The following is a 24,566-nucleotide window of genomic DNA, read 5'->3' on the forward strand; positions in this document are numbered from 1 at the left end:
GGCGCGATGTCGCTGACGTGCAACCTTCACTATAGGTCGCTCGAAGCGCACCGCCGGCGAAGATGTTTGCGCCCTGTTACCGGTGCTCGGGCTACAATGGCGCCTTTGATCCGAAAGACAGGTGCGCGCAGTGACAGATGTAGCAGGGGCTTCCAAATCCACCACGGGCACGCTGTACGTGGTGGCCACGCCGATCGGCAACCTCGACGACATGAGTGCCCGCGCGCTCAAGGTGCTGGCGGACGTAGCCTTGATCGCTGCCGAAGACACACGCCATTCAATGCGCCTGATGCAGCACTTCGGTATCAACACGCCGCTGGCTGCCTGCCATGAGCACAACGAGCGCGACGAAGGCGGGCGTTTTCTGACCCGCTTGCTGGCGGGCGACAATATTGCGCTGGTGTCTGACGCCGGTACGCCGCTGATTTCCGACCCCGGTTATCACCTGGTGCGCCAGGCTCGCGCTGCCGGCGTGAAAGTGGTGCCCGTGCCCGGCGCTTGCGCGCTGATCGCTGCGCTGTCGGCCGCAGGCCTGCCGTCTGACCGGTTTATCTTCGAAGGTTTTTTGCCTGCCAAGACCGCCGGGCGGCGTGCTCGCCTGGAGCAGGTCAAGAAAGAGCCGCGCACGCTGATCTTCTATGAGGCCCCGCACCGCATTCTGGAATGCCTCGATGACATGCGGGCGGTGTTCGGCGCGGACCGCCCGGCGCTGCTCGGGCGTGAGCTGACCAAGGCGTTCGAAACACTCAAGGGCTTGCCGCTGGGCGAGTTGCACGCGTTTGTTGCCGCCGACAGTAATCAGCAGCGCGGCGAATGCGTGGTGTTGGTGGGTGGCTGGAGTGCGCCCGAGGACGAGCAGGCGATCAGTACCGAAGCGCAGCGCGTGCTGGACCTGCTGCTGGCTGAATTGCCGCTCAAGCGCGCGGCGGCACTGGCTGCGGAAATTACCGGGGTGCGCAAGAACCTGCTGTATCAGGCAGCTCTGGAAAAACAGAAAGCCGATTGAGCAATCCTGACATCCTGTTGCTCTAAAGCTTGTTCTTGAGCGCGCCTGACGTTACCCTTGTCGGCGGAGAGTCGATTGGACAGTCGCTGCCTTCTTTTGTTCCGCAAAAGAGGGGGGAGGAAAGTCCGGGCTCCATAGGGCAGAGTGCCAGGTAACCCCTGGGAGGCGTGAGCCTACGGAAAGTGCCACAGAAAATAACCGCCTAAGCACTTCGGTGCCGGTAAGGGTGAAAAGGTGCGGTAAGAGCGCACCGCGCGACTGGCAACAGTTCGTGGCTAGGTAAACCCCACTCGGAGCAAGACCAAATAGGGTTCCATTAGGCGTGGCCCGCGTCGGAACCGGGTAGGTTGCTAGAGGCGTCCAGTGATGGCCGTCGTAGAGGAATGACTGTCCTCGACAAAACCCGGCTTATAGATCGACTCTCCACCTCTCCCTCCCTGCTGTAATCGACAGCAGAAAGCACCTTGGTAATACCGAAAAAATCTTACTCTTAATAAATCACTTTAACTTCGGTCGCTATCTGACTGAGTTCGTACGTTTTTTGCCCGTCATTTTTCTTTTTCTTCATCTTCTTTCATCTCTTTGTTGAGCTAAATCGCCGCCCTGTAAGGGATTTCCCTGCGAGCGCGCCTTGACGGTGTGCCGGGCGGATTCCTATAGTGTGCGCAAGTGGCAGAAAGTGGGTTGAAGTGGGTTTTCTGGCACAAAAACGATAACATTGTGGGGAATCGCAGCCGTGTTCCGCGGAGCCAATGCCGTCAGCCTTGATGCAAAGGGAAGACTCGCCATGCCGAGTCGGTACCGTGACGAGTTGGATTCGCGTTGCCAGAGCCAGCTGATCGTGACCATCGATGCGGTCGATCGCTGCTTATGTGTATATCCCCTCGATGAGTGGGAACAGATAGAAGCCAAATTGCGTGCCTTGCCGTCGTTGCGTGAGGAAAACCGCCGCCTGCAGCGTTTGCTGATCGGCAATGCGGTGGACCTGGAGCTAGATGGCAGTGGTCGTTTTCTGGTACCGCCGCGCCTGCGTGAGTACGCCAATCTGGACAAGAAGGCGATGTTGGTGGGGCAGCTGAACAAATTTCAGCTGTGGGATGAGGATGCCTGGAACGCGGTTTCGGCAGACGATCTTGCAGCTATTCAACAACCGGGCGCTTTGCCTGACGAATTGCGTGACCTGATCCTGTGACCATAGATAGCGGCTTCAACCACATCACCGTGCTGCTCGACGAAGCTGTCGAGGCACTGGCCCTGCGCGCCGATGGCTGCTACCTCGATGGTACCTTCGGCCGCGGTGGCCACAGCCGCCTGATCCTCAGCAAGCTGGGGCCGCAGGGGCGGCTACTCGGGTTCGACAAAGACCCACAAGCGATTGCCACGGGGCAAGCGCTGGCGGCCGAAGACGGCCGCTTCGTCATTGTGCAGCGCAGCTTTGCCGAGCTGGGCGAAGAAGTAGCCGAGCGCGGCCTGGCCGGCAAGGTCAGCGGGGTGCTGCTGGACCTGGGTGTGTCTTCGCCGCAGCTCGATGACCCTGAACGCGGCTTCAGCTTCCTCAACGACGGCCCGCTGGACATGCGCATGAACCCTGCGCAAGGCATCAGTGCCGCCGAGTTCATCGCCACCGCCCCAGCCGAAGAAATCGCCCGCGTCTTCAAGCAGTACGGTGAAGAGCGCTTCTCCGGGCGCATGGCCCGGGCAGTGGTCGAACGCCGCGAAAAGCAGCCGTTCACCCGTACTGCTGACCTGGCCGAAGTGCTCAAGGTCGCCAACCCGGCCTGGGAAAAGGGCAAGAACCCCGCGACCCGCGCCTTCCAGGGCCTGCGCATCCACGTCAACAACGAGCTTGGTGACCTGGAGGCGGGCCTGGAGGCTGCGCTGGATGCACTGGAGATCGGAGGCCGCCTGGTGGTGATCAGCTTCCACTCGCTGGAAGACCGCATCGTCAAGCTGTTCATGCGCAAGCTGGTCAAGGGCGAGGCGGACAACCTGCCACGCAACCTGCCCGTGCAGCACACCGTCTTCGAGCCAAAAGTGCGCTTGATCGGCAAGGCGCAGTTCGCCTCCGAAGCCGAGCTCAAGGCCAACCCCCGCTCACGCAGCGCAGTCATGCGTGTTGCGGAGAAGCTCCGTTGAGCAAGCTCTTCGCCAAGCCATTGCCCGGCGGCAGCTCGCTGATGCTGCTGCTGTTCATCGCTGTGCTGGTTTCAGCGGTGGCGGTGTCCTACAGCGCGCACTGGAACCGGCAGTTGCTCAACACCTTGTTCGGCGAACTGAACGAGCGCGACAAGGCGCAGGCCGAATGGGGCCGGCTGATCCTTGAGCAGAGCACCTGGACTGCCCACAGCCGCATCGAAAGCCTGGCCAGCGAGCAGTTGAAAATGCGCGTACCTGCCGCCGACGAAGTGCGGATGGTGGCGCCATGATGAAACTCGAAGGCGCACTCTACCCTTGGCGCTTCCGCGTCGTGATCGGCCTGCTGGCGCTGATGGTCGGTGCCATCTGCTGGCGCATCATCGACCTGCAGGTCGTCGACCGCGCCTTCCTCAAGGGCCAGGGCGACGCGCGCAGCCTGCGCCACATTCAGATTCCGGCACACCGCGGGCTGATCACTGACCGTAACGGCGAGCCATTGGCGGTCAGTACCCCAGTGACCACCCTGTGGGCCAACCCCAAGGAAATGCAGCCTTACAAGGAGCGCTGGGCGCAACTGGCGGCTGTGCTTGGGCAAAATCCGCAGCAACTGACCGAGCGCCTCACCCAGCAGGCCAACAAAGAATTCATCTATCTGGTGCGCGGACTCACCCCTGAGCAAGGCCAGCAGGTTCTCGACCTGAAAGTACCGGGTGTGTACGGGCTGGAAGAATTCCGCCGCTTCTATCCTGCCGGGGATGTCACCGCACACATGGTTGGCTTTACCGACCTTGACGACCACGGTCGTGAAGGGGTCGAGCTGGCCTATGACGAATGGCTCGCCGGCGTGCCTGGCAAGCGCCAGGTGATCAAGGACCGGCGTGGCCGCTTGATCAAGGATATTCAGGTCACCAAAAACGCCAAGGCCGGTTCGACCTTGGCGTTGTCGATCGACCTGCGCCTGCAGTATCTGGCTACGCGCGAACTGCGCAATGCGATTGCCGAGCAGGAAGCCAAGGCCGGCAGCCTGGTGATCATGGACGTCAAGACTGGCGAAGTGCTGGCGATGGTCAACCAGCCTACCTACAACCCGAACAACCGCCGCAGCATGGTCCCGGCCGCGATGCGCAACCGGGCCATCATCGATGTCTTCGAGCCCGGCTCGACGGTCAAGCCGCTGTCGATGAGCGCCGCCCTGCAGAGTGGCCGCTGGAAACCGACCGACAAGGTCGAAGTGTATCCGGGCAGCCTGCAGATCGGTCGCTACACGATCAAGGACGTTTCGCGCAGCGAGGGCCCGGTGCTCGACCTGACCGGCATCCTGATCAACTCCAGTAACGTTGGCATGAGCAAGATCGCCTTCGATATCGGCGGCGAAGCCATCTACCGGGTGATGTCGCAGCTGGGTCTGGGCCAGTACACCGGCCTGGGCTTCCCTGGCGAGCGCGTCGGTAACCTGCCTAACCACCGCGAATGGCGCAAGGCCGAGACTGCGACCCTGTCGTATGGCTACGGCCTGTCCGTGACCGCCCTGCAGTTGGTACACGCCTACGCGGCACTGGCCAACGACGGCAAGATGGTGCCGTTGAGTATCGTCAAGGTCGACAAGACCCCTGACTTCACCCAAGTGGTGCCCAAGGAAACTGCCGAGACCATCCAGGGCATGCTCCAGCAGGTGATCGAAGCCCCGCGCGGTGTGTACCGCGCGCAGGTGCCGTTCTATCACGTTGGTGGCAAGTCCGGTACGGCGCGTAAGGCTACCGTCGGCTCCAAGGGCTACACCGAAAACGCCTACCGCTCGCTGTTCGCAGGTTTCGGCCCGATGAGCGATCCGCGGTACGCCATCGTCGTGGTCATCGATGAGCCAAGCAAAGGCGGCTACTTCGGTGGCCTGGTCTCGGCACCGGTATTCAGCAAAGTCATGTCCGGGACCCTGCGGTTGATGAACGTACCACCAGATAACCTGCCACCGCCTGCACCTGTTGCGCCTGCCGTGCCAGCGCAAGTGAATGCCGCCGTAGCCAAAGGAGGGCGTGGTTGATGACGATGCCATTGAGCAAGCTGTTTGCCCATGCCAGCCGCGATCCGATGATCCGCGAGTTGACCCTGGACAGCCGGGCCGTGCGCCCGGGTGATCTGTTCCTGGCCGTGCCAGGTGCGCTGGTCGATGGACGTGACCATATCGCCGACGCCTTGCAGCGCGGCGCGGCTGCCGTCGCTTATGAAGAACAGGGCGCCACGGTGCTGCCGCTGACCGACGTTGCACTGATTCCGGTCAAGGGCCTGATCGCGCAGCTGTCGGAGATCGCCGGGCGTTTCTACGGTGAGCCGAGCCGTCAGCTCAACCTGATCGGCGTCACCGGCACCAATGGCAAGACCAGCGTGACCCAGCTGTTGGCACAGGCGCTGGACGCCCTCGGCCAACGCTGCGGCCTGATCGGCACCTTGGGCACCGGTTTCTCCGGCGCGCTGCAGAGCGGCCGCTTGACCACGCCTGACCCGATTGCAGTACAGGCAACCCTGTACGACCTGAAAAAAGCCGGCGCCAAAGCCGTGGCCATGGAAGTGTCGTCGCATGCTCTGGAACAAGGCCGCGTTGCAGCCCTGGCGTTCGACATTGCCGTGATGACCAACCTGTCGCGTGATCACCTTGATTACCACGGCAGCATGCAGGCGTATGAAGCAGCCAAGGCCAAGCTGTTTGCCTGGCCGAACCTGCGTAGCCAGGTGGTCAATCTGGATGATGAATTCGGTCGGCGTCTGGCCGAGGACTTTGCCCGCAAGCCGATCGCCGATCACGTCGAAACCCGCCTGCTCAGCTACAGCCTGGAAAATCCAGAAGCTTCGCTGTACTGCCGCGAAGCCAGATTCGACGACGACGGCGTGCGTGCGGTGCTGGTGACAGCGCAGGGCGAAAGCATCCTGCGCAGCCAGCTGCTCGGTCGCTTCAACCTGAGCAACGTGCTCGCCGCGATTGCCGCGCTGATGTCGCTGGATTATTCGCTGGACGAAATTCTCAAGGTCGTGCCAACCCTGCAAGGGCCGGTCGGCCGCATGCAGCGTCTGGGTGGCGGTGACAAGCCGTTGGTGGTGGTCGACTATGCGCACACCCCGGATGCCCTCGAAAAAGTGCTCGAAGCCCTGCGTCCACACGCCCACGGCAAGCTGCTGTGCCTGTTTGGTTGCGGCGGTGATCGTGACCGCGGCAAGCGCCCGTTGATGGCAGAAGTCGCCGAGCGGCTGGCTGATCGCGTGTTGGTCACTGACGACAATCCGCGCACTGAAGAGCCAGCGGCCATCTTCGACGATATTCGCCCGGGCTTTGCCAAACCGACAGAAGTCAGCTTCGTAGCTGGCCGCGGCGCCGCGATCGCGCAGTTGATCGCCTCTGCTGCGGCCGACGACGTGATCGTGCTGGCCGGCAAAGGCCACGAGGACTATCAGGAAATTCACGGCGAGCGCCATGCGTTCTCCGATCTGATCGAAGCTGAGAAAGCGCTGGCAACCTGGGGGAATCCGCATGCTTAAGCCCCTGAGCCTGAGTCAATTGACCGCGCCGCTGCAGGCGCGCCTGGTCGGCACCGATGTCAGCTTTGATGGTGTCAGCATCGACAGCCGTAGCGTCGGCACCGGCCAACTGTTCATTGCTCTCACCGGCCCACGTTTCGATGGCCATGATTACCTGGCCGACGTCCAGGCCAAGGGTGCCGTCGCGGCATTGGTCGAACGTGAGGTCGAAGGCGTCGATCTGCCGCAACTGGTTGTCGCTGATTGCCGTGTGGCGCTGGGTCAACTGGGCGCGCTCAACCGTGCCGGGTTCGACAAGCCAGTAGCAGCCATCACCGGCTCCAGTGGCAAGACCACTGTGAAAGAGATGCTTGCCTGCATCCTGCGCACCCGTGGCCCAGTGCTGGCGACCCGTGGCAACCTCAACAATGATCTGGGTGCACCGCTGACCCTGCTGGAAATCGCCAGTGAGCACAGCGCGGCGGTGATCGAACTGGGTGCCTCGCGCCTGGGCGAGATTCGTTACACCGTTGGCCTGACCCAGCCGCAAGTCGTCATCCTCAACAACGCCGGCACCGCCCACGTTGGCGAGTTTGGCGGCCCGGAAAAAATCGTCGAAGCCAAGGGCGAAATCCTTGAAGGCCTGGGCGAGGGCGGCACCGCGGTGCTCAACCTGGACGACAAGGCGTTTGCCATCTGGCATCAGCGCGCTGGCGATAAACGCGTGCTGAGCTTCGCCCTGAATAACCCGCAGGCGGATTTTTACGCCAGCGATATCGGTCGCGATGCCCGTGGCTGCCCGGCGTTCACCTTGCACAGTGCCGCCGGTTCGGTGACGGTGCAGTTGAACCTGCTTGGCATCCACAACGTCAGCAACGCCCTGGCTGCGGCGGCTGCGGCTTATGCTCTGGGCGTGAGCTTGCCCGGTATTGCCGCTGGCCTGAACGCGGTGCAGCCGGTCAAGGGCCGTACGGTCGCGCAGATCACTGCCAATGGCGTGCGCGTGATCGACGACAGTTACAACGCAAATCCCACCTCGATGTGTGCGGCCATTGATATACTCGCCGGCTTTTCCGGGCGCACCGTTCTGGTGCTCGGGGATATCGGCGAACTGGGTCAATGGGCGCAGGAAGGCCACCAGCTGGTGGGCGACTACGCACGCGGCAAGGTCGATGCCTTGTACGCGGTAGGTAGCAACATGACTCATGCGGTCCGGGCGTTTGGCGCCGAGGGCCGACATTTCGCAACTCAGGCTGAGCTGATCGACGCTGTTAGCAGCGAAACCGCCAGCGACACCACAATCTTGATCAAGGGCTCGCGCAGCGCTGCGATGGAAAACGTCGTGGCTGCACTGTGCGGTGTCAGCGGGGAGAAACATTAATGCTTTTGCTGTTGGCTGAGTATCTACAGCAGTTCCATAAAGGCTTTGCGGTCTTCCAGTACCTGTCCCTGCGCGGGATTCTGGGTGTTCTGACTGCTTTGTCGCTGTCGCTGTGGCTGGGCCCCTGGATGATTCGCACCTTGCAGATCCGTCAGATCGGCCAGGCAGTGCGCAACGACGGTCCGCAATCGCACCTGTCCAAGTCGGGCACCCCGACCATGGGCGGCGCGTTGATCCTGTCTGCAATCACCATCAGTACCTTGCTTTGGGCTGACCTGAGCAACCGCTATGTGTGGGTTGTGATGATCGTCACTCTGTTGTTCGGCGCGATTGGCTGGGTCGACGACTACCGCAAGGTCATCGAGAAAAACTCGCGTGGCCTGCCAAGCCGCTGGAAGTACTTCTGGCAGTCGGTGTTCGGTCTGGGCGCGGCGGTGTTCCTCTACATGACCGCGCCGACCAGCGTCGAAACCACCCTGATCGTGCCGTTCGCCAAGGACGTCACCATCGCCCTGGGCATCGGTTTCGTGGTGCTGACCTATTTCGTCATCGTCGGCTCGAGCAACGCGGTCAACCTGACTGACGGCCTCGACGGCCTGGCGATCATGCCAACGGTCATGGTCGGCGGCGCGCTGGGGATCTTCTGCTACCTGTCGGGTAACGTGAAGTTCGCCGAATACCTGTTGATCCCTTATGTGCCAGGCGCTGGCGAACTGATCGTGTTCTGCGGCGCGCTGATCGGTGCCGGCCTGGGCTTTCTCTGGTTCAACACCTATCCGGCTCAGGTGTTCATGGGCGACGTCGGCGCACTGGCGCTGGGCGCTGCCCTGGGCACCATCGCCGTCATCGTTCGGCAGGAAATCGTCCTGTTCATCATGGGCGGTGTGTTCGTCATGGAAACCCTGTCGGTGGTGATCCAGGTCGCCTCCTTCAAGCTGACCGGCAAGCGCGTGTTTCGCATGGCGCCGATTCACCACCACTTTGAACTCAAGGGTTGGCCCGAGCCACGGGTGATTGTCCGCTTTTGGATCATCACCGTGATTCTCGTGCTGGTCGGCCTTGCCACCCTGAAGCTGAGGTAGATGAGCGTGTCATTGATCGCTTCCGACCAATTCCGCATCGTTGTCGGCCTCGGCAAGAGCGGCATGTCCCTGGTTCGCTTCCTGGCGAGCCGGGGCATTGCCTTTGCGGTCGCCGACACGCGCGAGCAACCGCCGGAACTGGACACCTTGCGCCGGGATTACCCGCAGGTGGAAGTGCGCTGTGGTGAATTGGACGTCGAGTTCCTCTGCCGCGCCAACGAGCTGTACGTCAGCCCGGGCCTGGCACTGGCGACGCCTGCCTTGCAGGCTGCCGCCGCGCGCGGGGTCAAGCTGTCTGGTGATATCGAGCTGTTTGCGCGTAACGCCAAGGCGCCGATTATCGCCATCAGTGGCTCCAATGCGAAAAGTACGGTGACCACCTTGGTCGGCGAGATGGCGGCCAAGGCCGGCAAGCGTGTGGCGGTTGGCGGCAACCTCGGCACGCCGGCGCTGGACCTGCTTGACGACAGCATCGAGCTGTACGTGATGGAGCTGTCCAGCTTCCAGCTGGAAACCACTGACCAGCTCAACGCCGAAGTCGCCACCGTGCTCAATATCAGCGAAGACCACATGGACCGCTACAGCGGCCTGCCGGCCTATCACCTGGCCAAGCACCGGATTTTCCGCGGTGCCAATCAGGTTGTGGTCAACCGTCAGGACGCCCTGAGCCGGCCACTGCCGGTCGAGGGCCGGCCATGCTTCAGCTTTGGTTTGAACACGCCGGACTTCAAGGCCTTTGGCCTGCGCGAAGTCGATGGCGAAAAATACCTGGCCTTCGAATTCCAGAATTTGATGCCGGTGCGTGAGTTGAAGATTCGTGGTGCACATAACCAAAGCAATGCGCTGGCCGCACTGGCCCTGGGGCATGCCGCAGGCCTGCCGTTCGAGCCGATGCTCGCCGCGCTGCGCGAATTCGCCGGCCTGGCGCACCGCTGCCAGTGGGTTCGCGAGCACAACGCCGTCAGCTGGTACGACGACTCCAAGGCGACCAACGTCGGTGCGGCCCTGGCCGCCATCGAAGGGCTGGGCGCCGACATCGACGGCAAGCTGGTGCTGATCGCCGGCGGCGACGGCAAAGGCGCTGACTTTGCCGCCTTGCGCGAACCCGTCGCACGCTACTGCCGCGCAGTAGTGTTGCTGGGCCGTGATGCTCAGCGTCTGGGTCAGGCCTTGGCCGAGCAAGTACCGCAGATTTACGTCAACACGCTTGATGAAGCTGTGCTGCAGTGCGCTGCGCTGGCGCAGCCCGGCGATGCCGTGCTGCTCTCGCCAGCCTGTGCCAGCCTCGACATGTTCAAGAACTTCGAGCAGCGCGGGCAACTGTTCGCGCAAGCGGTGGAGGGCCTGGCATGATTTTCGGCATCCTCAAACCGTACCCGTCGCCACTGATCAGTGGCCGTGGCATCGACCTTGATTTCGCCTTCCTTGCCGGCTGCCTGGCATTGCTCGGCCTGGGCCTGGTGATGATCACCTCGGCCTCGTCGGAAGTGGCTGCAGCGCAGTCAGGCAACCCGCTCTATCACATGTACCGCCACCTGGTGTACGTGGCCATCGGCCTGGCCGCCGGCGGCGTGACCATGCTGGTGCCGATCGCCACCTGGCAGCGCATGGGCTTCATGATGCTGATCGGCGCCTTTGGCTTGCTGGTGCTGGTATTGGTGCCGGGTATTGGCCGTGAAGTGAACGGTTCGATGCGCTGGATTGGTTTCAGCTTCTTCAACGTGCAGCCGTCGGAGATCGCCAAGGTCTTCGTGGTGATCTATCTGGCTGGCTACCTGGTACGCCGTCAGCAGGAAGTGCGTGAAAGCTGGATGGGCTTCTTCAAGCCGTTCATCGTGCTGTTGCCGATGGCCGGGCTGCTGCTGATGGAACCGGACTTCGGCGCCACTGTGGTGATGATGGGCGCCGCTGCCGCGATGCTGTTCCTCGGCGGGGTGGGGTTGTTCCGCTTCTCGCTGATGGTGGTGCTGGCGGTGGTGGCCGTGTTCGTCCTGGTGCAGGCCCAGCCTTATCGAATGGCGCGGCTGATCACCTTTACCGACCCGTGGTCCGATCAGTTCGGTTCCGGCTACCAGTTGACCCAGGCGCTGATCGCCTTTGGTCGCGGTGAGTGGTTGGGGGTTGGCCTGGGCAACAGCGTACAGAAGCAGTTCTACCTGCCCGAAGCGCATACCGACTTCGTCTTCTCGGTACTGGCTGAAGAACTCGGCGTGGTCGGCACCCTGTGCACCGTGGCGCTGTTCGTGTTCGTTACCGTGCGTGCCTTGTACATCGGCCTGTGGGCCGAAAAGGCCAAGCAGTACTTCGCTGCTTATATGGCGTTCGGCCTGGCATTCCTGTGGATTGGTCAGTTCCTGATCAACATCGGCGTGAACGTCGGCCTGCTGCCGACCAAGGGCCTGACCCTGCCGTTCCTCAGTTACGGCGGCAGCTCGCTGGTGATCTGTTGCGCCTGCGTCGGCTTGTTGTTGCGCATCGAGTGGGAGAGTCGTACCCACCTGGGCAGCGAAGAGCATGAATTCAACGAAAGCGATTTTGCCGAGGAGACCAGCAATCATGGCCGCTGACGGTAAAAACGTATTGATCATGGCCGGCGGCACCGGTGGCCATGTGTTCCCGGCGCTGGCCTGTGCCCGCGAATTCCAGGCACGCGGCTACAGCGTGCACTGGCTGGGTACCCCGCGCGGTATCGAAAACGAGCTGGTGCCGCAGGCGGGTCTGCCGCTGCACCTGATTCAGGTCAGCGGCCTGCGTGGCAAGAGCAAGCTGTCGCTGCTCAAGGCGCCGTTCACCCTGATCAAGGCGGTGCTGCAGGCGCGCAAGATCATCGCCCAACTCAAGCCAGTGTGCGTGATCGGCTTCGGTGGCTATGTCACCGGGCCCGGCGGCGTCGCTGCCAAGCTGTGCGGCGTGCCGCTGGTGATTCACGAGCAGAACGCCCGCGCCGGCACTGCCAACCGTCTGTTGGTACCACTGGCTGCGCGAGTCTGCGAGGCCTTCCCGGACACCTTTGCCACCAGCGACAAGCGCCGTACCACGGGTAATCCGGTACGTCCGGAGCTGTTCCTCGAGGCCCAGCGCGCCCCTCTCGGCGAGCGCCGGGCACGGCTGTTGGTGCTGGGCGGTAGCCTGGGTGCGGAACCATTGAACAAATTGCTGCCTAAGGCCCTGTCGGAAGTAGCCCCTGAGCTGCGTCCGGAGGTGTTCCACCAGGCTGGCAAGCAACACGCGCCGATCACCGCCGAGCGTTATCGCGAGGCTGGCGTCGAAGCGCAGGTCGAGCCGTTCATCAAGGACATGGCCCATGTCTACGGCTGGGCCGATCTGGTCGTGTGTCGCGCCGGCGCCCTGACCGTCAGCGAACTCGCGGCGGCAGGCCTGCCTTCGATGCTGGTGCCGTTGCCGCACGCCATCGACGACCACCAGACCCACAATGCCCATTATCTGGCCCGGGAAGGCGCTGCCTTCCTGCTGCCACAAGCGACAACTGGCGCAGCGCAACTCGCTGACCGCCTGAACGAGGTGCTGATGCAACCCGAGAAACTCAACACCATGGCCGGCACCGCACGGCGCCTGGCCAAGCCTGCTGCAACCAGCACCGTAGTCGATATCTGCCTGGAGGTGGCCCATGGTTGAAGCACAAAAAGCCATGCCACAACCAAAGATGGGCCGTATTCGCCGTATCCACTTCGTCGGTATCGGCGGCGTGGGCATGTGCGGCATTGCCGAAGTCCTGCTCAACCTGGGTTATGAAGTGTCTGGCTCCGACCTCAAAGAGTCGCCGGTCACCCAACGCCTGCAGTCGTTCGGCGCACAGATCTTTGTCGGCCACCGTGCCGAAAACGCCGCCAATGCCGATGTGCTGGTGGTGTCCAGTGCGATCAACCCGGCCAACCCGGAAGTCGCCACTGCGCTGGAGCGTCGCATCCCGGTAGTACCGCGTGCGGAGATGCTCTCCGAGCTGATGCGCTATCGCCATGGCATTGCCGTGGCCGGTACCCATGGCAAGACCACCACCACCAGCTTGCTGGCCTCGGTGTTCGCCGCCGGTGGGCTGGATCCGACCTTCGTCATCGGTGGTCGCCTGACCGCTGCGGGCACCAATGCCCAGCTCGGTGCCAGCCGTTACCTGATTGCCGAAGCCGATGAAAGCGATGCCAGCTTCCTGCACCTGCAGCCGATGGTTGCCGTGGTCACCAATATCGACGCCGACCACATGGCTACCTACGAAGGCGACTTCAACAAACTGAAGAAGACCTTTGTCGAGTTTCTGCACAACCTGCCGTTCTACGGGTTGGCAGTGATGTGCCTGGATGACCCGGTGGTGCGCGAGATTCTGCCGCTGGTGAAACGTCCGACCGTGACCTACGGCTTCAGCGATGAGGCGGACATCCGCGCCATCAATGTGCGCCAGCAGGGCATGCAGACCCACTTCACCGTGCTGCGTCGCGACTGCGAGCCGCTCGATGTGTCGGTCAACATGCCTGGCAACCACAACGTGCTCAACGCGCTGGCGACCATCGCCATCGCCACTGACGAAGGCATCAGCGATGCGGCCATCGTTCAGGGCCTGTCGGGTTTCCAGGGTGTAGGTCGACGCTTCCAGGTGTATGGCGAACTGCCGGTCGAAGGCGGCGAAGTGATGCTGGTCGACGACTACGGTCACCACCCGACCGAAGTGGCTGCCGTGATCAAGGCCGTGCGCGGCGGCTGGCCGAGCCGGCGCCTGGTGATGGTCTATCAGCCGCACCGTTACAGCCGCACCCGTGACCTGTATGACGATTTCGTTCAGGTCCTGGCCGACGCCAACGTGCTGCTGCTGATGGAAGTCTACCCAGCCGGTGAAGAGCCAATCCCGGGCGCCGACAGCCGTCAGCTGTGCCACAGCATCCGCCAGCGTGGTCAGCTCGACCCTATCTACATCGAACGCGGCGTCGAGCTGGCGCCGTTGGTCAAGCCCCTGCTGCGTGCCGGCGACATCCTGCTGTGCCAGGGCGCGGGTGACATTGGTGGCCTCGCCCCACAACTGATGAAAAGCCCGCTGTTTGCCGGTGCCGTCGCCAAGCAGGAGAAGTCGCAATGACCGCCACTTACGCCCAACTGCACTCGACGCTCGACGTCACCGCCTTTGGCCGGGTAGCGGTGCTGTACGGTGGCAAGAGCGCCGAGCGCGAAGTCTCGCTCAAATCCGGTGAGGCGGTAATCGGCGCGCTGCAAAGCGCGGGTGTCGACGTCGTCGCCATCGATGTTGGTGATGATCTGCTCGAGCGTCTGCAGCACGAGAAGATCGATCGAGCCTTCATCATTCTGCACGGCCGTGGCGGTGAAGACGGCAGCATGCAGGGCCTGCTCGAGTGTCTGGGCATCCCCTACACCGGCAGCGGCATCCTCGCTTCGGCGCTGGCCATGGACAAGTTGCGCACCAAGCAGGTGTGGCAAAGCCTGGATATTCCAACCCCGCGTCACGCGGTATTGGCCAGCGAACAGGACTGTATTGCAGCCGGCACGGAACTGGGCTTCCCATTGATCGTCAAACCGGCCCATGAAGGCTCCAGTATCGGCATGGCCAAGGTGAACAGCACGCAAGAGCTGGTCGCCGCCTGGCAAGACGCCGCCAACTACGATTCGCAAGTCCTGGTCGAGCAATGGATCCACGGCCCGGAGTTCACCATCGCCGTATTGCGTGGCCAGGTGCTGCCGCCGATCGCCCTCGGTACGCCGCATGTGTTCTACGACTACGACGCCAAATACATCGCCAATGACACCCAGTACCGCATTCCGTGCGGGCTGGACAGTGTCAAGGAACAAGAGCTGATCGATCTGACCGCGCGCGCCTGTGATGCCATCGGCATCGAAGGCTGGGGCCGGCTGGATGTAATGCAGGACGAGCAGGGCCGCTTCTGGCTGCTCGAAGTAAACACCGCGCCAGGCATGACTGATCATAGCCTGGTGCCCATGGCGGCCCGCGCGGCCGGCCTGGACTTCCAGCAGTTGGTGCTGGCGATCCTGGCTGCCAGCGTCGAGACGCGAGGTTAATCAGCATGCAAGGCGCGATGCTTCGTCAGCAGCCTCCCGCACCCGGCCGTAACAAGCCGGTGCCGCGCGGTGCCAGCCGAATGGTGGCCCAGGAGCCGATGTCTGCGCGCCTGCCCAAGGCCAACTTCAGCGCGCTCAAGCGCCTGCTGTGGCCGGTGCTGCTGGTGGCTGCGGGCTTTGCTGCCTACGAAGGCGCTGTGCGGTTGATGCCTTACGCTGACCGGCCGATCACCAAGATCGCCGTGCAGGGTGACCTCAGCTACATCAGCCAGCAGGCGGTGCAGCAACGTATCGCACCGTTCGTGGCGGCCAGCTTCTTCAGCGTCGACCTCGGCGCCATGCGTGCCGAGCTTGAACAGATGCCGTGGATTGCCCATGCCGAAGTGCGCCGGGTCTGGCCGGACGAAGTGGTCATTCGCCTGGAAGAACAACTGCCCGTAGCGCGCTGGGGCGATCAGGCGTTGCTCAACAACCAGGGCGAAGCGTTCACCCCGCGCGAGCTGGCCAACTACGAGCACCTGCCGCAGCTGTTTGGGCCCCAGCGTGCTCAGCAACAAGTCATGCAGCAGTATCAGGTGTTGAGCCAGATGCTGCGCCCGATGGGCTTCTCGATTGCGCGGCTGGAGCTGCGTGAACGTGGCAGCTGGTTCCTGACCACCGGTGCCGGCAGTGCCGGCCCAGGTATCGAACTGCTGCTCGGGCGCGACCATCTGGTCGAAAAGATGCGCCGTTTCATTGCCATATACGACAAGACACTCAAAGAGCAGATCACCAATATCGCCCGCATTGATCTGCGCTACGCCAACGGCCTGGCTGTTGGCTGGCGGGAACCGATTGCACCGACGACGGCCCAACCCGCCGTTGCGAAGAATTAGAGAGAGGCAGGACCATGGCAAACGCGCATAGCGGCAAAATGATCGTCGGGCTGGACATTGGCACCTCCAAGGTGGTGGCGCTGGTCGGTGAGGTCGGCGAAGACGGCACCCTGGAGATTGTCGGCATCGGCACTCATCCCTCCCGCGGCCTGAAGAAGGGCGTGGTGGTGAACATCGAGTCGACCGTGCAGTCGATCCAGCGCGCCGTCGAAGAAGCCCAGTTGATGGCGGGCTGCCGCATTCACTCGGCTTTTGTCGGTGTGGCCGGCAATCACATTCGCAGCCTCAACTCGCACGGCATCGTCGCGATTCGCGACCGCGAAGTCAGCACCGCCGACCTCGAGCGCGTGCTCGACGCTGCCCAGGCAGTGGCGATTCCGGCTGACCAGCGCGTGCTGCACACCCTGCCGCAGGACTACGTGATCGACAACCAGGAAGGCGTGCGCGAGCCGCTGGGTATGTCGGGCGTGCGTCTGGAAGCCAAGGTGCACGTGGTCACCTGCGCGGTCAACGCGGCGCAGAACATCGAGAAGTGCGTACGCCGCTGCGGCCTGGAAATCGACGACATCATCCTCGAGCAACTGGCCTCGGCCTACTCGGTGCTGACCGATGACGAGAAAGAGCTCGGCGTGTGCCTGGTCGACATCGGCGGCGGCACTACCGATATCGCCATCTTCACCGAAGGCGCGATCCGCCACACCGCAGTGATCCCGATTGCCGGCGACCAGGTCACCAACGACATCGCCATGGCCCTGCGTACACCGACTCAGTACGCCGAAGAAATCAAGATTCGCTACGCCTGCGCCCTGGCCAAGCTGGCCGGTGCCGGCGAAACCATCAAGGTGCCAAGCGTTGGTGACCGGCCGCCTCGCGAACTGTCGCGTCAGGCCCTGGCCGAGGTGGTCGAGCCGCGTTACGACGAGCTGTTCACCCTGATCCAGGCTGAGCTGCGTCGCAGCGGCTACGAAGACCTGGTCCCAGCCGGCATCGTCCTCACCGGCGGCACGGCGAAGATGGAAGGCGCTGTGGAGCTTGCCGAAGAGATTTTCCACATGCCCGTTCGCCTCGGTGTCCCGCACAGCGTGCGTGGCCTCAGCGACGTGGTACGCAACCCGATTTACTCCACCGGTGTGGGCCTGCTCACCTACGGTCTGCTCAAGCAGTCCGAGGACCTGACCCTGACCGGCAATAGCAACAGCAACAACAGCTATGGCGAGGAACCGAAGGCTCCAGTGCTTGAGCGTCTCAAGCGCTGGGTCCAGGGCAACTTCTAAGTTTCAAAGCAGTAGTGGTAGGCGAAACAACTAGAGAACTGTAAGGAGAGGGAAAATGTTCGAGCTCGTAGACAACGTCCCGCAAAGCCCGGTCATCAAGGTGATCGGCGTCGGTGGTGGTGGTGGCAACGCCGTCAATCACATGGTCAAAAGCAGCATTGAAGGCGTCGAGTTCATCTGCGCCAACACTGATGCCCAGGCGCTGAAAAGCATTGGCGCCCGGACCATCCTGCAACTGGGTACCGGCGTCACCAAGGGTCTTGGTGCCGGTGCCAATCCGGAAGTCGGTCGTCAGGCCGCGCTGGAAGACCGTGAGCGCATTGCCGAAGTGCTGCAAGGCACCAACATGGTCTTCATCACCACTGGCATGGGTGGCGGTACCGGTACCGGTGCAGCGCCGATCATCGCCGAAGTGGCCAAGGAAATGGGCATCCTCACCGTTGCGGTGGTGACCCGTCCGTTCCCGTTCGAAGGCCGCAAGCGTATGCAGATCGCCGACGAAGGCATCCGCATGCTGGCTGAAAGCGTCGACTCGCTGATCACCATCCCCAACGAGAAGCTGCTGACCATTCTCGGCAAGGACGCCAGCCTGCTGTCGGCCTTTGCCAAGGCGGACGACGTGCTCGCCGGTGCCGTGCGCGGTATCTCCGACATCATCAAGCGTCCCGGCATGATCAACGTCGACTTTGCCGACGTGCGTACCGTGATGGGCGAGATGGGCATGGCGATGATGGGCACTGGCTGCGCCAGCGGTCCGAACCGTGCGCGCGAGGCCACCGAAGCGGCCATTCGCAACCCGCTGCTCGAAGACGTCAACCTGCAGGGTGCCCGCGGTATCCTGGTGAATATCACCGCAGGCCCTGACCTGTCGCTGGGCGAGTACTCCGACGTCGGTAGCATCATCGAAGCCTTCGCCTCCGACCACGCGATGGTCAAGGTTGGTACCGTGATCGACCCGGACATGCGCGACGAGCTGCACGTAACCGTCGTGGCCACTGGCCTGGGTGCGCGCATCGAGAAGCCAGTCAAGGTTGTCGACAATACTCTGCAGACCGCTCAAGCGGCCTACGAGGCGTCGAACCCGGCTCCAGCTCGTCAGGAGCAGCCAGCGGTCAACTACCGTGACCTGGAGCGACCAACCGTGATGCGTAACCAGGCCCATGCAGGTGCCGCCGCAGCCGCTAAACTCAACCCGCAAGATGACTTGGATTACCTGGATATCCCAGCCTTCCTGCGTCGTCAGGCTGATTGATGGAATTTATCAGGGCTATAAAGGTGATTGGTATTCAGCAAAGGACGGGTCTGTTATCATCCTCAGCCTTTGTTGATACCAATTCGCAATTTGCGCTGAAGCGGCCAATGCCATGATTAAACAACGCACCCTGAAGAACATTATCCGTGCCACAGGTGTCGGTCTGCACTCCGGTGAGAAGGTCTACCTGACCCTCAAGCCTGCGCCTGTGGATACCGGCATCGTCTTCCGCCGCGCCGACCTCGATCCTGTGGTCGAGATTCCGGCTCGTGCGGCCAACGTTGGCGAGACAACCATGTCGACGACGTTGGTCAACGGTGACGTCAAGGTCGATACGGTCGAGCACTTGCTCTCCGCCATGGCGGGTCTGGGCATCGATAACGCCTACGTCGAGCTCTCCGCCTCGGAAGTGCCGATCATGGATGGCAGCGCCGGTCCCTTTGTATTCCTGATTCAGTCTGCCGGCCTGGAAGAGCAGGACGCAGCCAAGAAGTTCATCCGCATCCTGCGGGAAGTGTCAGTGGAGGACGGCGACAAGCGCGCAACCTTCCTGCCTTTCGAAGGGTTCAAGGTGAGCTTCGAGATCGACTTCGATCACCCGGTCCTCAAGGACCAGACCCAAAGTGCCAGCGTCGACTTCTCCAGCACCTCGTTCGTGAAAGAAGTCAGCCGTGCACGAACCTTCGGGTTCATGCGCGACATCGAGTACCTGCGCGAGCAGAATCTGGCACTGGGTGGCAGCGTCGATAACGCCATCGTTGTCGATGAGACCGGCGTGCTCAACGAAGACGGCCTTCGCTCCGAAGACGAGTTCGTCAAGCACAAGATTCTCGATGCCATCGGCGATCTGTATCTGCTCGGCAACAGCCTGATCGGCGAGTTCAAGGGCTACAAGTCCGGACACGCGCTGAACAACCAGCTGCTGCGCAAGCTGATTGCAGAAAAAGATGCCTGGGAAGTGGTCACCTTCGAAGATGCCAGTACGGCACCGATCTCCTACATGCGCCCTGTTGCGGCTGTGTAAGTTCGAACACTCTCTAGTTCGTTGAGGCCACCTTCGGGTGGCCTTTTTATTGCGCCTGATTCAGCGCTGATCCTTGTTCTGGGCATGACTGGCCAGGCGCTCCAGAGCGGCCTTGAGCTTGGGGTCGTCAATGCCCGCGGCGGTTTCGCGAAGGCTCTGCGCGGCATCGCCGGAGAGCTGGGTCGGATGCCCGCCGCGTTTGGCCGGGATCACCGGTGGCTGCACTTTGAACAGGATCCGCCGCAGGTTGGCGAACACTTCCAGTTCGAGCAGTTGCCGTTGCAGGCGTTTTTGCTGATAGCGCAGACGCGTGGCCCAATGGCCATCAGTGACCACCAGCAGCAACACACCGTCGCGCCAGGAGGCTACGTGGCAGTGCTCTCGGGCCGCCGGTTGCAGCTGACTTTCGACTAAACGCTGCAGATGCACCAGGCGTTCAGCCTGATTGAGCAGCAGCCGTAGCGGCCGAACTTCACGCAGGAGCGCGGCCGGCAGCCGGGCGGGCGAGGGTTTGTAAGCCATGACGGTACGCAGGAAGTTACAGAATGGCCATCTTAGCATCTGCGTGCGTCGCGCTGAGTGATTGCCGCTGGGCGCAGGTGATGCAGTTGCCCTGGATCAGCACGCCATGGCCCGGGTGCAGGCATGTTACGCAGGATAATAGTGATTCTCGGCAGCTTTCATCTTCAGCAAACCTTGAACTTGTAATAATCACCCTCATCTAAGAACCGTCCCCACCCTAGCGCTGTGCCAGCATCGTGGCAATCCACCACTTTCCTCACCATCGTTTCCGGGTAGAATGCTCGTTCGCATGCGGCCCAAGGGCTGCTCGGGCGACTCATGGGGCCGCCCTCCATCCCTAAGTGTGGAAGATCCTGCCGATATGTTTGCGCCTTTGTTAAAGAAACTTTTTGGAAGCAAGAACGAGCGCGAGATCAAACGCCTGCTCAAGACGGTGAACACCGTCAATGCCTTCGAAGAGAAAATGTTGGCCCTCTCCGATGAGCAACTGCGCGGCAAGACCGCCGAGTTCAAAGAGCGTCTGGCCAAAGGCGAAACCCTCGACCAACTGCTGCCGGAAGCCTTTGCTGTAGCCCGCGAGGCCGGCAAGCGTGTGATGGGTATGCGCCACTTCGACGTCCAGCTGATCGGCGGCATGACCTTGCATGAAGGCATGATCGCAGAGATGCGTACCGGTGAAGGCAAGACCTTGGTCGGTACCTTGGCGGTGTACCTCAACGCATTGTCCGGCAAGGGCGTGCACGTGGTCACGGTCAACGACTATCTGGCCCGCCGCGACGCCAACTGGATGCGCCCGCTGTATGAATTCCTCGGCCTGTCGGTTGGCATCGTCTCGGCCTTCCAGCCGCCGGAAGACAAGCGCGCCGCCTATGCTGCCGATATCACCTACGGCACCAACAACGAATTCGGTTTCGATTACCTGCGCGACAACATGGCCTTCAGTGTCGACGAGAAGTTCCAGCGTGAGCTGAACTTCGCCGTGATCGACGAAGTCGACTCGATCCTGATCGACGAAGCGCGGACCCCGCTGATCATCTCCGGCCAGGCCGAAGACAGCTCCAAGCTGTACATCGAAATCAACCGCCTGATCCCGCAGCTGACCCAGCACATCGAAGAAGTCGAAGGCCAGGTCACCCAGGAAGGTCACTTCTCGATCGACGAGAAGAGCCGTCAGGTCGAGCTCAACGAAGCCGGCCACCAGTACATCGAAGAGATGCTCACCCAGGCCGGCTTGCTGGCTGAAGGCGAGAGCCTCTATTCCGCGCACAACCTGGGCCTGTTGACCCACGTCTATGCCGGCCTGCGCGCGCACAAGCTGTTCCACCGCAACGTCGAGTACATCGTCCAGGACGGTCAGGTGCTGCTGATCGACGAGCACACCGGTCGGACCATGCCGGGTCGTCGTCTTTCCGAAGGCCTGCACCAGGCTATCGAAGCCAAAGAAAACCTGAACATCCAGGCCGAAAGCCAGACCCTGGCTTCGACCACCTTCCAGAACTACTTCCGTCTCTACAACAAGCTGTCCGGCATGACCGGTACCGCAGACACCGAAGCGTTCGAATTCGCCCAGATCTACAACCTCAACGTGATGGTCATCCCGCCGAACAAGCCGTTGGCGCGTAAAGACTTCAACGACCTGGTGTACCTGACCGCCGAAGAGAAGTACCTGGCGATCATTGCCGACATCAAGGAAAGCATGTCCAGCGGGCGTCCGGTGCTGGTCGGTACGGCGACCATCGAGACCTCCGAGCACATGTCGGCCTTGCTCAACAAGGAAGGCATCGAGCACAAGGTGCTCAACGCCAAGTACCACGAAAAAGAAGCCGAGATCATTGCCCAGGCCGGTGCGCCAGGTGCCTTGACCATCGCCACCAACATGGCCGGCCGTGGTACCGATATCCTCCTGGGCGGCAACTGGGAGTCGGAAGTCGCGGCACTCGAAAACCCCACCGCCGAGCAGATCGCGCACATCAAGGCTGACTGGCAGAAGCGCCATCAGCAAGTGATCGAGGCCGGTGGCCTGCACGTGATCGCCTCCGAGCGCCACGAGTCGCGCCGTATCGACAACCAGCTGCGTGGCCGTTCCGGTCGTCAGGGTGACCCGGGTTCGAGCCGCTTCTACCTGTCGCTGGAAGACAGCCTGATGCGCATCTTCGCCTCTGACCGGGTGAAGAACTTCATGAAGGCCCTGGGCATGCAGTCCGGTGAAGCCATCGAACACCGCATGGTCACCAACGCCATCGAAAAAGCTCAGCGCAAGGTCGAAGGGCGCAACTTCGATATTCGTAAGCAACTGCTCGAATACGATGACGTGGCCAACGAACAGCGCAAGGTGATCTACCACATGCGCAACAGCCTGCTGGCTGCGCAGGACCTGGGCGGCACCATCGAAGAGTTCCGCAAGGAAGTCCTCGACACCACCATCAGCCAGCACATTCCGCCGCAATCGCTGCCTGAGCAGTGGGATGTGGCCGGACTCGAAGCGGCGCTGGCCAGCGACTTCGCGATCAAGCTGCCGATCCAGCAATGGCTGGATGAAGACGATCATCTGTACGAAGAGACCCTGCGTGAGAAGCTCCTGAGCGAAATCACCAGCGCCTACACCGAGAAGGAAGATCAGGCCGGCGAAGAGGCTCTGCGCACCTTCGAGAAGCAGATCCTGCTGCGCGTGCTGGACGACCTGTGGAAAGACCACCTGTCGACCATGGACCATCTGCGTCACGGTATTCACCTGCGTGGTTATGCGCAGAAGAACCCGAAGCAGGAGTACAAGCGCGAGTCGTTCACGCTGTTCCAGGAACTGCTCGATTCGATCAAGCGCGATGCCATCCGTGTCTTGTCACACGTACAGGTTCGCCGCGAAGACCCGATCGAAGAAGAGGCCCGTCTGCGTCGCGACGCCGAAGAACTGGCCCAGCGCATGCAGTTCGAGCATGCTCCGGCGCCAGGCCTGGAAAGCGAGCAGCTGAGCGAAGAGGGCGTTGAAGTCGCCGTTGCCGCTGCGCCGGTTCGTAATGACCAGAAGCTGGGCCGTAACGAGCCGTGCTGGTGTGGTTCGGGCAAGAAGTTCAAGCATTGTCACGGCACCATTGAGTGATCCGAGGCTTCTTGTTGCTGGCTTGAGATTTTGGGGCTGCTGTGCAGCCCATCGCGACACAAGGCCGCTCCTACAGGCACCGTAAAGGTGTCAGTTGGGGCGGCTTTGTTTCATGGAACCTATCTGTTTTTATCCTAGGAGCGCTCTAATGGCTGTTGGTCTTGGTCCTTTGCCTACCCTGCACCCGGTTCCCGGTTTTGAACTTGGCATCGCTTCGGCGGGCATCAAGCGTCCTGGGCGCAAGGACGTCGTGGTAATGCGCTGCGCCGAAGGCTCCAGCGTGGCTGGCGTGTTCACCCTCAACGCGTTCTGCGCGGCGCCGGTGATCCTCGCCAAGCAGCGCGTTCAGGGCACCGTGCGTTACCTGCTGACCAATACCGGCAATGCCAACGCCGGCACCGGCGCACCAGGCCTGGCCGCTGCCGAGCGCACCTGTGCCAAGCTCGCTGAGCTGACCGGCGTCGACGCTCAGGCGGTGCTGCCGTTCTCCACCGGTGTGATCGGTGAGCCGCTGCCGGTCGAGAAGATCGAAGCCGCGCTGCAGGCGGCACTGGACAATCTGTCGGAAAACCACTGGGCCGAAGCCGCTACCGGCATCATGACCACCGACACCCTGCCCAAGGGTGCCAGCCGTCAGTTCCAGTTCGATGGCCAGACCATCACCGTCACCGGCATCAGCAAAGGCGCCGGCATGATTCGCCCGAACATGGCGACCATGCTTGGCTACATCGCTACCGACGCCAAGGTCGCTCCGGCGGTGCTCAAGGACCTGATCCTCGACGGCGCCAACAAGTCGTTCAACCGCATCACCATCGATGGCGACACCTCGACCAACGACTGCTGCATGCTGATTGCTACCGGCCAGGCCAAGGTCGCTGAAGTGACCGAAGCCAAGGGCGAGCTGTTCGACGCCTTGAAGCAGGCCGTGTTCGAAGTTTGCATGGAAGTCGCCCAGGCGATCGTGCGTGATGGCGAAGGCGCGACCAAGTTCGTCACTGTGCAGGTCAACGGTGGCGGCAATCATCAGGAATGCCTCGACGTCGGTTATGCCGTAGCGCATTCGCCACTGATCAAGACCGCGCTGTTCGCCTCTGATCCGAACTGGGGCCGTATCCTCGCTGCCGTCGGCCGTGCCGGCGTGCCTGAGCTGGACGTCAGCCTGATCGATGTTTTCCTCGGTGACGTGTGCATCGCCAGCAAAGGCGGGCGCAGCCCAAGCTACACCGAAGAGCAAGGCTCCAAGGTGATGGCCGAAGAAGAGATCACCATCCGTATCGAACTGGGTCGCGGCCAGTGCAGCGAGACCATCTGGACCACCGACCTGTCCCACGAATACGTCAAGATCAACGCCGAATACCGGACCTGATCATTGGCCTG

The 24,566-nt window shown here is 62.0% G+C and carries 20 protein-coding genes and 1 other RNA gene; 20 read left to right on the plus strand and 1 reads right to left on the minus strand.

What is annotated here, in order from left to right:
* Positions 1–130 precede the first annotated feature (130 nt).
* From rsmI to lpxC, 18 genes are all read left to right on the plus strand, one after another.
* The gene (gene rsmI / locus ACQZ2L_RS23755) at positions 131–1,006 is read left to right on the plus strand and encodes a 16S rRNA (cytidine(1402)-2'-O)-methyltransferase (RefSeq protein WP_430328114.1); all 876 of its coding nucleotides are present in this window, start codon (positions 131–133) and stop codon (positions 1,004–1,006) included.
* A 67-nt stretch (positions 1,007–1,073) separates the two neighbouring features.
* Positions 1,074–1,433, plus strand: an RNA gene (gene rnpB, locus ACQZ2L_RS23760) — RNase P RNA component class A.
* Positions 1,434–1,742: 309 nt separating this feature from the next.
* Positions 1,743–2,198, plus strand: coding sequence for a division/cell wall cluster transcriptional repressor MraZ (gene mraZ, locus ACQZ2L_RS23765; protein WP_101321998.1), 456 nt, complete (start codon positions 1,743–1,745; stop codon positions 2,196–2,198).
* A complete protein-coding gene (gene rsmH / locus ACQZ2L_RS23770; RefSeq protein WP_101321997.1) occupies positions 2,195–3,142 on the plus strand; it encodes a 16S rRNA (cytosine(1402)-N(4))-methyltransferase RsmH in 948 nt (315 codons plus the stop codon). Before mraZ ends, rsmH begins: the two co-directional genes overlap by 4 nt.
* Positions 3,139–3,432, plus strand: a complete 294-nt coding sequence (gene ftsL / locus ACQZ2L_RS23775; RefSeq protein WP_101321996.1) for a cell division protein FtsL — start codon at positions 3,139–3,141, stop codon at positions 3,430–3,432. The genes rsmH and ftsL overlap by 4 nt, the downstream gene beginning before the upstream one ends.
* The gene (locus ACQZ2L_RS23780; protein WP_181003854.1) at positions 3,432–5,180 is read left to right on the plus strand and encodes a peptidoglycan D,D-transpeptidase FtsI family protein; all 1,749 of its coding nucleotides are present in this window, start codon (positions 3,432–3,434) and stop codon (positions 5,178–5,180) included. The genes ftsL and ACQZ2L_RS23780 overlap by 1 nt, the downstream gene beginning before the upstream one ends.
* A complete protein-coding gene (locus tag ACQZ2L_RS23785) occupies positions 5,180–6,667 on the plus strand; it encodes a UDP-N-acetylmuramoyl-L-alanyl-D-glutamate--2,6-diaminopimelate ligase (RefSeq protein WP_430328115.1) in 1,488 nt (495 codons plus the stop codon). The genes ACQZ2L_RS23780 and ACQZ2L_RS23785 overlap by 1 nt, the downstream gene beginning before the upstream one ends.
* The gene (locus tag ACQZ2L_RS23790; protein ID WP_430328116.1) at positions 6,660–8,027 is read left to right on the plus strand and encodes a UDP-N-acetylmuramoyl-tripeptide--D-alanyl-D-alanine ligase; all 1,368 of its coding nucleotides are present in this window, start codon (positions 6,660–6,662) and stop codon (positions 8,025–8,027) included. Before ACQZ2L_RS23785 ends, ACQZ2L_RS23790 begins: the two co-directional genes overlap by 8 nt.
* Positions 8,027–9,109 (plus strand): phospho-N-acetylmuramoyl-pentapeptide-transferase, encoded by a 1,083-nt coding sequence (gene mraY / locus ACQZ2L_RS23795; RefSeq protein WP_103438476.1) that lies wholly within the window; start codon positions 8,027–8,029, stop codon positions 9,107–9,109. The genes ACQZ2L_RS23790 and mraY overlap by 1 nt, the downstream gene beginning before the upstream one ends.
* Before the next feature lie 6 nt (positions 9,110–9,115).
* The gene (gene murD, locus ACQZ2L_RS23800) at positions 9,116–10,462 is read left to right on the plus strand and encodes a UDP-N-acetylmuramoyl-L-alanine--D-glutamate ligase (protein WP_430328135.1); all 1,347 of its coding nucleotides are present in this window, start codon (positions 9,116–9,118) and stop codon (positions 10,460–10,462) included.
* Complete coding sequence (gene ftsW, locus ACQZ2L_RS23805) at positions 10,459–11,676, plus strand: putative lipid II flippase FtsW (protein ID WP_101321991.1); 1,218 nt, start codon at positions 10,459–10,461, stop codon at positions 11,674–11,676. Before murD ends, ftsW begins: the two co-directional genes overlap by 4 nt.
* A complete protein-coding gene (gene murG, locus ACQZ2L_RS23810; RefSeq protein ID WP_430328117.1) occupies positions 11,666–12,745 on the plus strand; it encodes an undecaprenyldiphospho-muramoylpentapeptide beta-N-acetylglucosaminyltransferase in 1,080 nt (359 codons plus the stop codon). Before ftsW ends, murG begins: the two co-directional genes overlap by 11 nt.
* Positions 12,738–14,192 carry a UDP-N-acetylmuramate--L-alanine ligase gene (murC, locus tag ACQZ2L_RS23815; RefSeq protein ID WP_430328118.1) on the plus strand — a complete coding sequence of 485 codons (1,455 nt, stop codon included), beginning with the start codon at positions 12,738–12,740 and terminating at the stop codon, positions 14,190–14,192. Before murG ends, murC begins: the two co-directional genes overlap by 8 nt.
* On the plus strand, positions 14,189–15,145 hold the full coding sequence (locus tag ACQZ2L_RS23820) for a D-alanine--D-alanine ligase (protein ID WP_430328119.1): 957 nt from the start codon (positions 14,189–14,191) through the stop codon (positions 15,143–15,145). Before murC ends, ACQZ2L_RS23820 begins: the two co-directional genes overlap by 4 nt.
* 5 nt (positions 15,146–15,150) lie before the next feature.
* Positions 15,151–16,020: a cell division protein FtsQ/DivIB gene (locus ACQZ2L_RS23825; RefSeq protein WP_430328120.1), complete on the plus strand. Its 870-nt coding sequence runs from the start codon at positions 15,151–15,153 to the stop codon at positions 16,018–16,020.
* 14 nt (positions 16,021–16,034) lie between these two features.
* On the plus strand, positions 16,035–17,294 hold the full coding sequence (ftsA, locus tag ACQZ2L_RS23830) for a cell division protein FtsA (protein ID WP_314876582.1): 1,260 nt from the start codon (positions 16,035–16,037) through the stop codon (positions 17,292–17,294).
* A gap of 55 nt (positions 17,295–17,349) precedes the next feature.
* Positions 17,350–18,546, plus strand: coding sequence for a cell division protein FtsZ (gene ftsZ, locus ACQZ2L_RS23835; RefSeq protein WP_101321985.1), 1,197 nt, complete (start codon positions 17,350–17,352; stop codon positions 18,544–18,546).
* Between the two features lie 112 nt (positions 18,547–18,658).
* Complete coding sequence (gene lpxC / locus ACQZ2L_RS23840; RefSeq protein WP_101321984.1) at positions 18,659–19,570, plus strand: UDP-3-O-acyl-N-acetylglucosamine deacetylase; 912 nt, start codon at positions 18,659–18,661, stop codon at positions 19,568–19,570.
* A gap of 60 nt (positions 19,571–19,630) precedes the next feature.
* On the opposite strand, the gene ACQZ2L_RS23845 is transcribed toward lpxC, so the two are convergent.
* On the minus strand, positions 19,631–20,092 hold the full coding sequence (locus tag ACQZ2L_RS23845) for a DUF721 domain-containing protein (protein ID WP_430328121.1): 462 nt from the start codon (positions 20,090–20,092) through the stop codon (positions 19,631–19,633).
* Positions 20,093–20,453: 361 nt separating this feature from the next.
* On the opposite strand from ACQZ2L_RS23845, the gene secA reads away from it, so the two are divergent.
* A complete protein-coding gene (secA, locus tag ACQZ2L_RS23850; RefSeq protein WP_430328122.1) occupies positions 20,454–23,189 on the plus strand; it encodes a preprotein translocase subunit SecA in 2,736 nt (911 codons plus the stop codon).
* Positions 23,190–23,337: 148 nt separating this feature from the next.
* A complete protein-coding gene (gene argJ / locus ACQZ2L_RS23855) occupies positions 23,338–24,555 on the plus strand; it encodes a bifunctional glutamate N-acetyltransferase/amino-acid acetyltransferase ArgJ (protein WP_101321981.1) in 1,218 nt (405 codons plus the stop codon).
* The last annotated feature ends 11 nt before the right edge of the window (positions 24,556–24,566 follow it).

This window comes from Pseudomonas shirazensis (assembly GCF_050496565.1).
Taxonomy (GTDB): Bacteria; Pseudomonadota; Gammaproteobacteria; order Pseudomonadales; family Pseudomonadaceae; genus Aquipseudomonas; species Aquipseudomonas shirazensis_A.

Coding starts and splice junctions, on each gene's coding strand:
- ACQZ2L_RS23780 (WP_181003854.1), top strand. CDS start 3,432: ATGAAACTCGAAGGCGCACTCTACCCTTGGCGCTTCCGCGTCGTGATC.
- ACQZ2L_RS23785 (WP_430328115.1), top strand. CDS start 5,180: ATGACGATGCCATTGAGCAAGCTGTTTGCCCATGCCAGCCGCGATCCG.
- ACQZ2L_RS23790 (WP_430328116.1), top strand. CDS start 6,660: ATGCTTAAGCCCCTGAGCCTGAGTCAATTGACCGCGCCGCTGCAGGCG.
- mraY (WP_103438476.1), top strand. CDS start 8,027: ATGCTTTTGCTGTTGGCTGAGTATCTACAGCAGTTCCATAAAGGCTTT.
- ftsW (WP_101321991.1), top strand. CDS start 10,459: ATGATTTTCGGCATCCTCAAACCGTACCCGTCGCCACTGATCAGTGGC.
- murG (WP_430328117.1), top strand. CDS start 11,666: ATGGCCGCTGACGGTAAAAACGTATTGATCATGGCCGGCGGCACCGGT.
- murC (WP_430328118.1), top strand. CDS start 12,738: ATGGTTGAAGCACAAAAAGCCATGCCACAACCAAAGATGGGCCGTATT.
- ACQZ2L_RS23820 (WP_430328119.1), top strand. CDS start 14,189: ATGACCGCCACTTACGCCCAACTGCACTCGACGCTCGACGTCACCGCC.
- ACQZ2L_RS23825 (WP_430328120.1), top strand. CDS start 15,151: ATGCAAGGCGCGATGCTTCGTCAGCAGCCTCCCGCACCCGGCCGTAAC.
- ftsA (WP_314876582.1), top strand. CDS start 16,035: ATGGCAAACGCGCATAGCGGCAAAATGATCGTCGGGCTGGACATTGGC.
- ftsZ (WP_101321985.1), top strand. CDS start 17,350: ATGTTCGAGCTCGTAGACAACGTCCCGCAAAGCCCGGTCATCAAGGTG.
- lpxC (WP_101321984.1), top strand. CDS start 18,659: ATGATTAAACAACGCACCCTGAAGAACATTATCCGTGCCACAGGTGTC.
- ACQZ2L_RS23845 (WP_430328121.1), bottom strand. CDS start 20,092: ATGGCTTACAAACCCTCGCCCGCCCGGCTGCCGGCCGCGCTCCTGCGT.
- secA (WP_430328122.1), top strand. CDS start 20,454: ATGTTTGCGCCTTTGTTAAAGAAACTTTTTGGAAGCAAGAACGAGCGC.
- argJ (WP_101321981.1), top strand. CDS start 23,338: ATGGCTGTTGGTCTTGGTCCTTTGCCTACCCTGCACCCGGTTCCCGGT.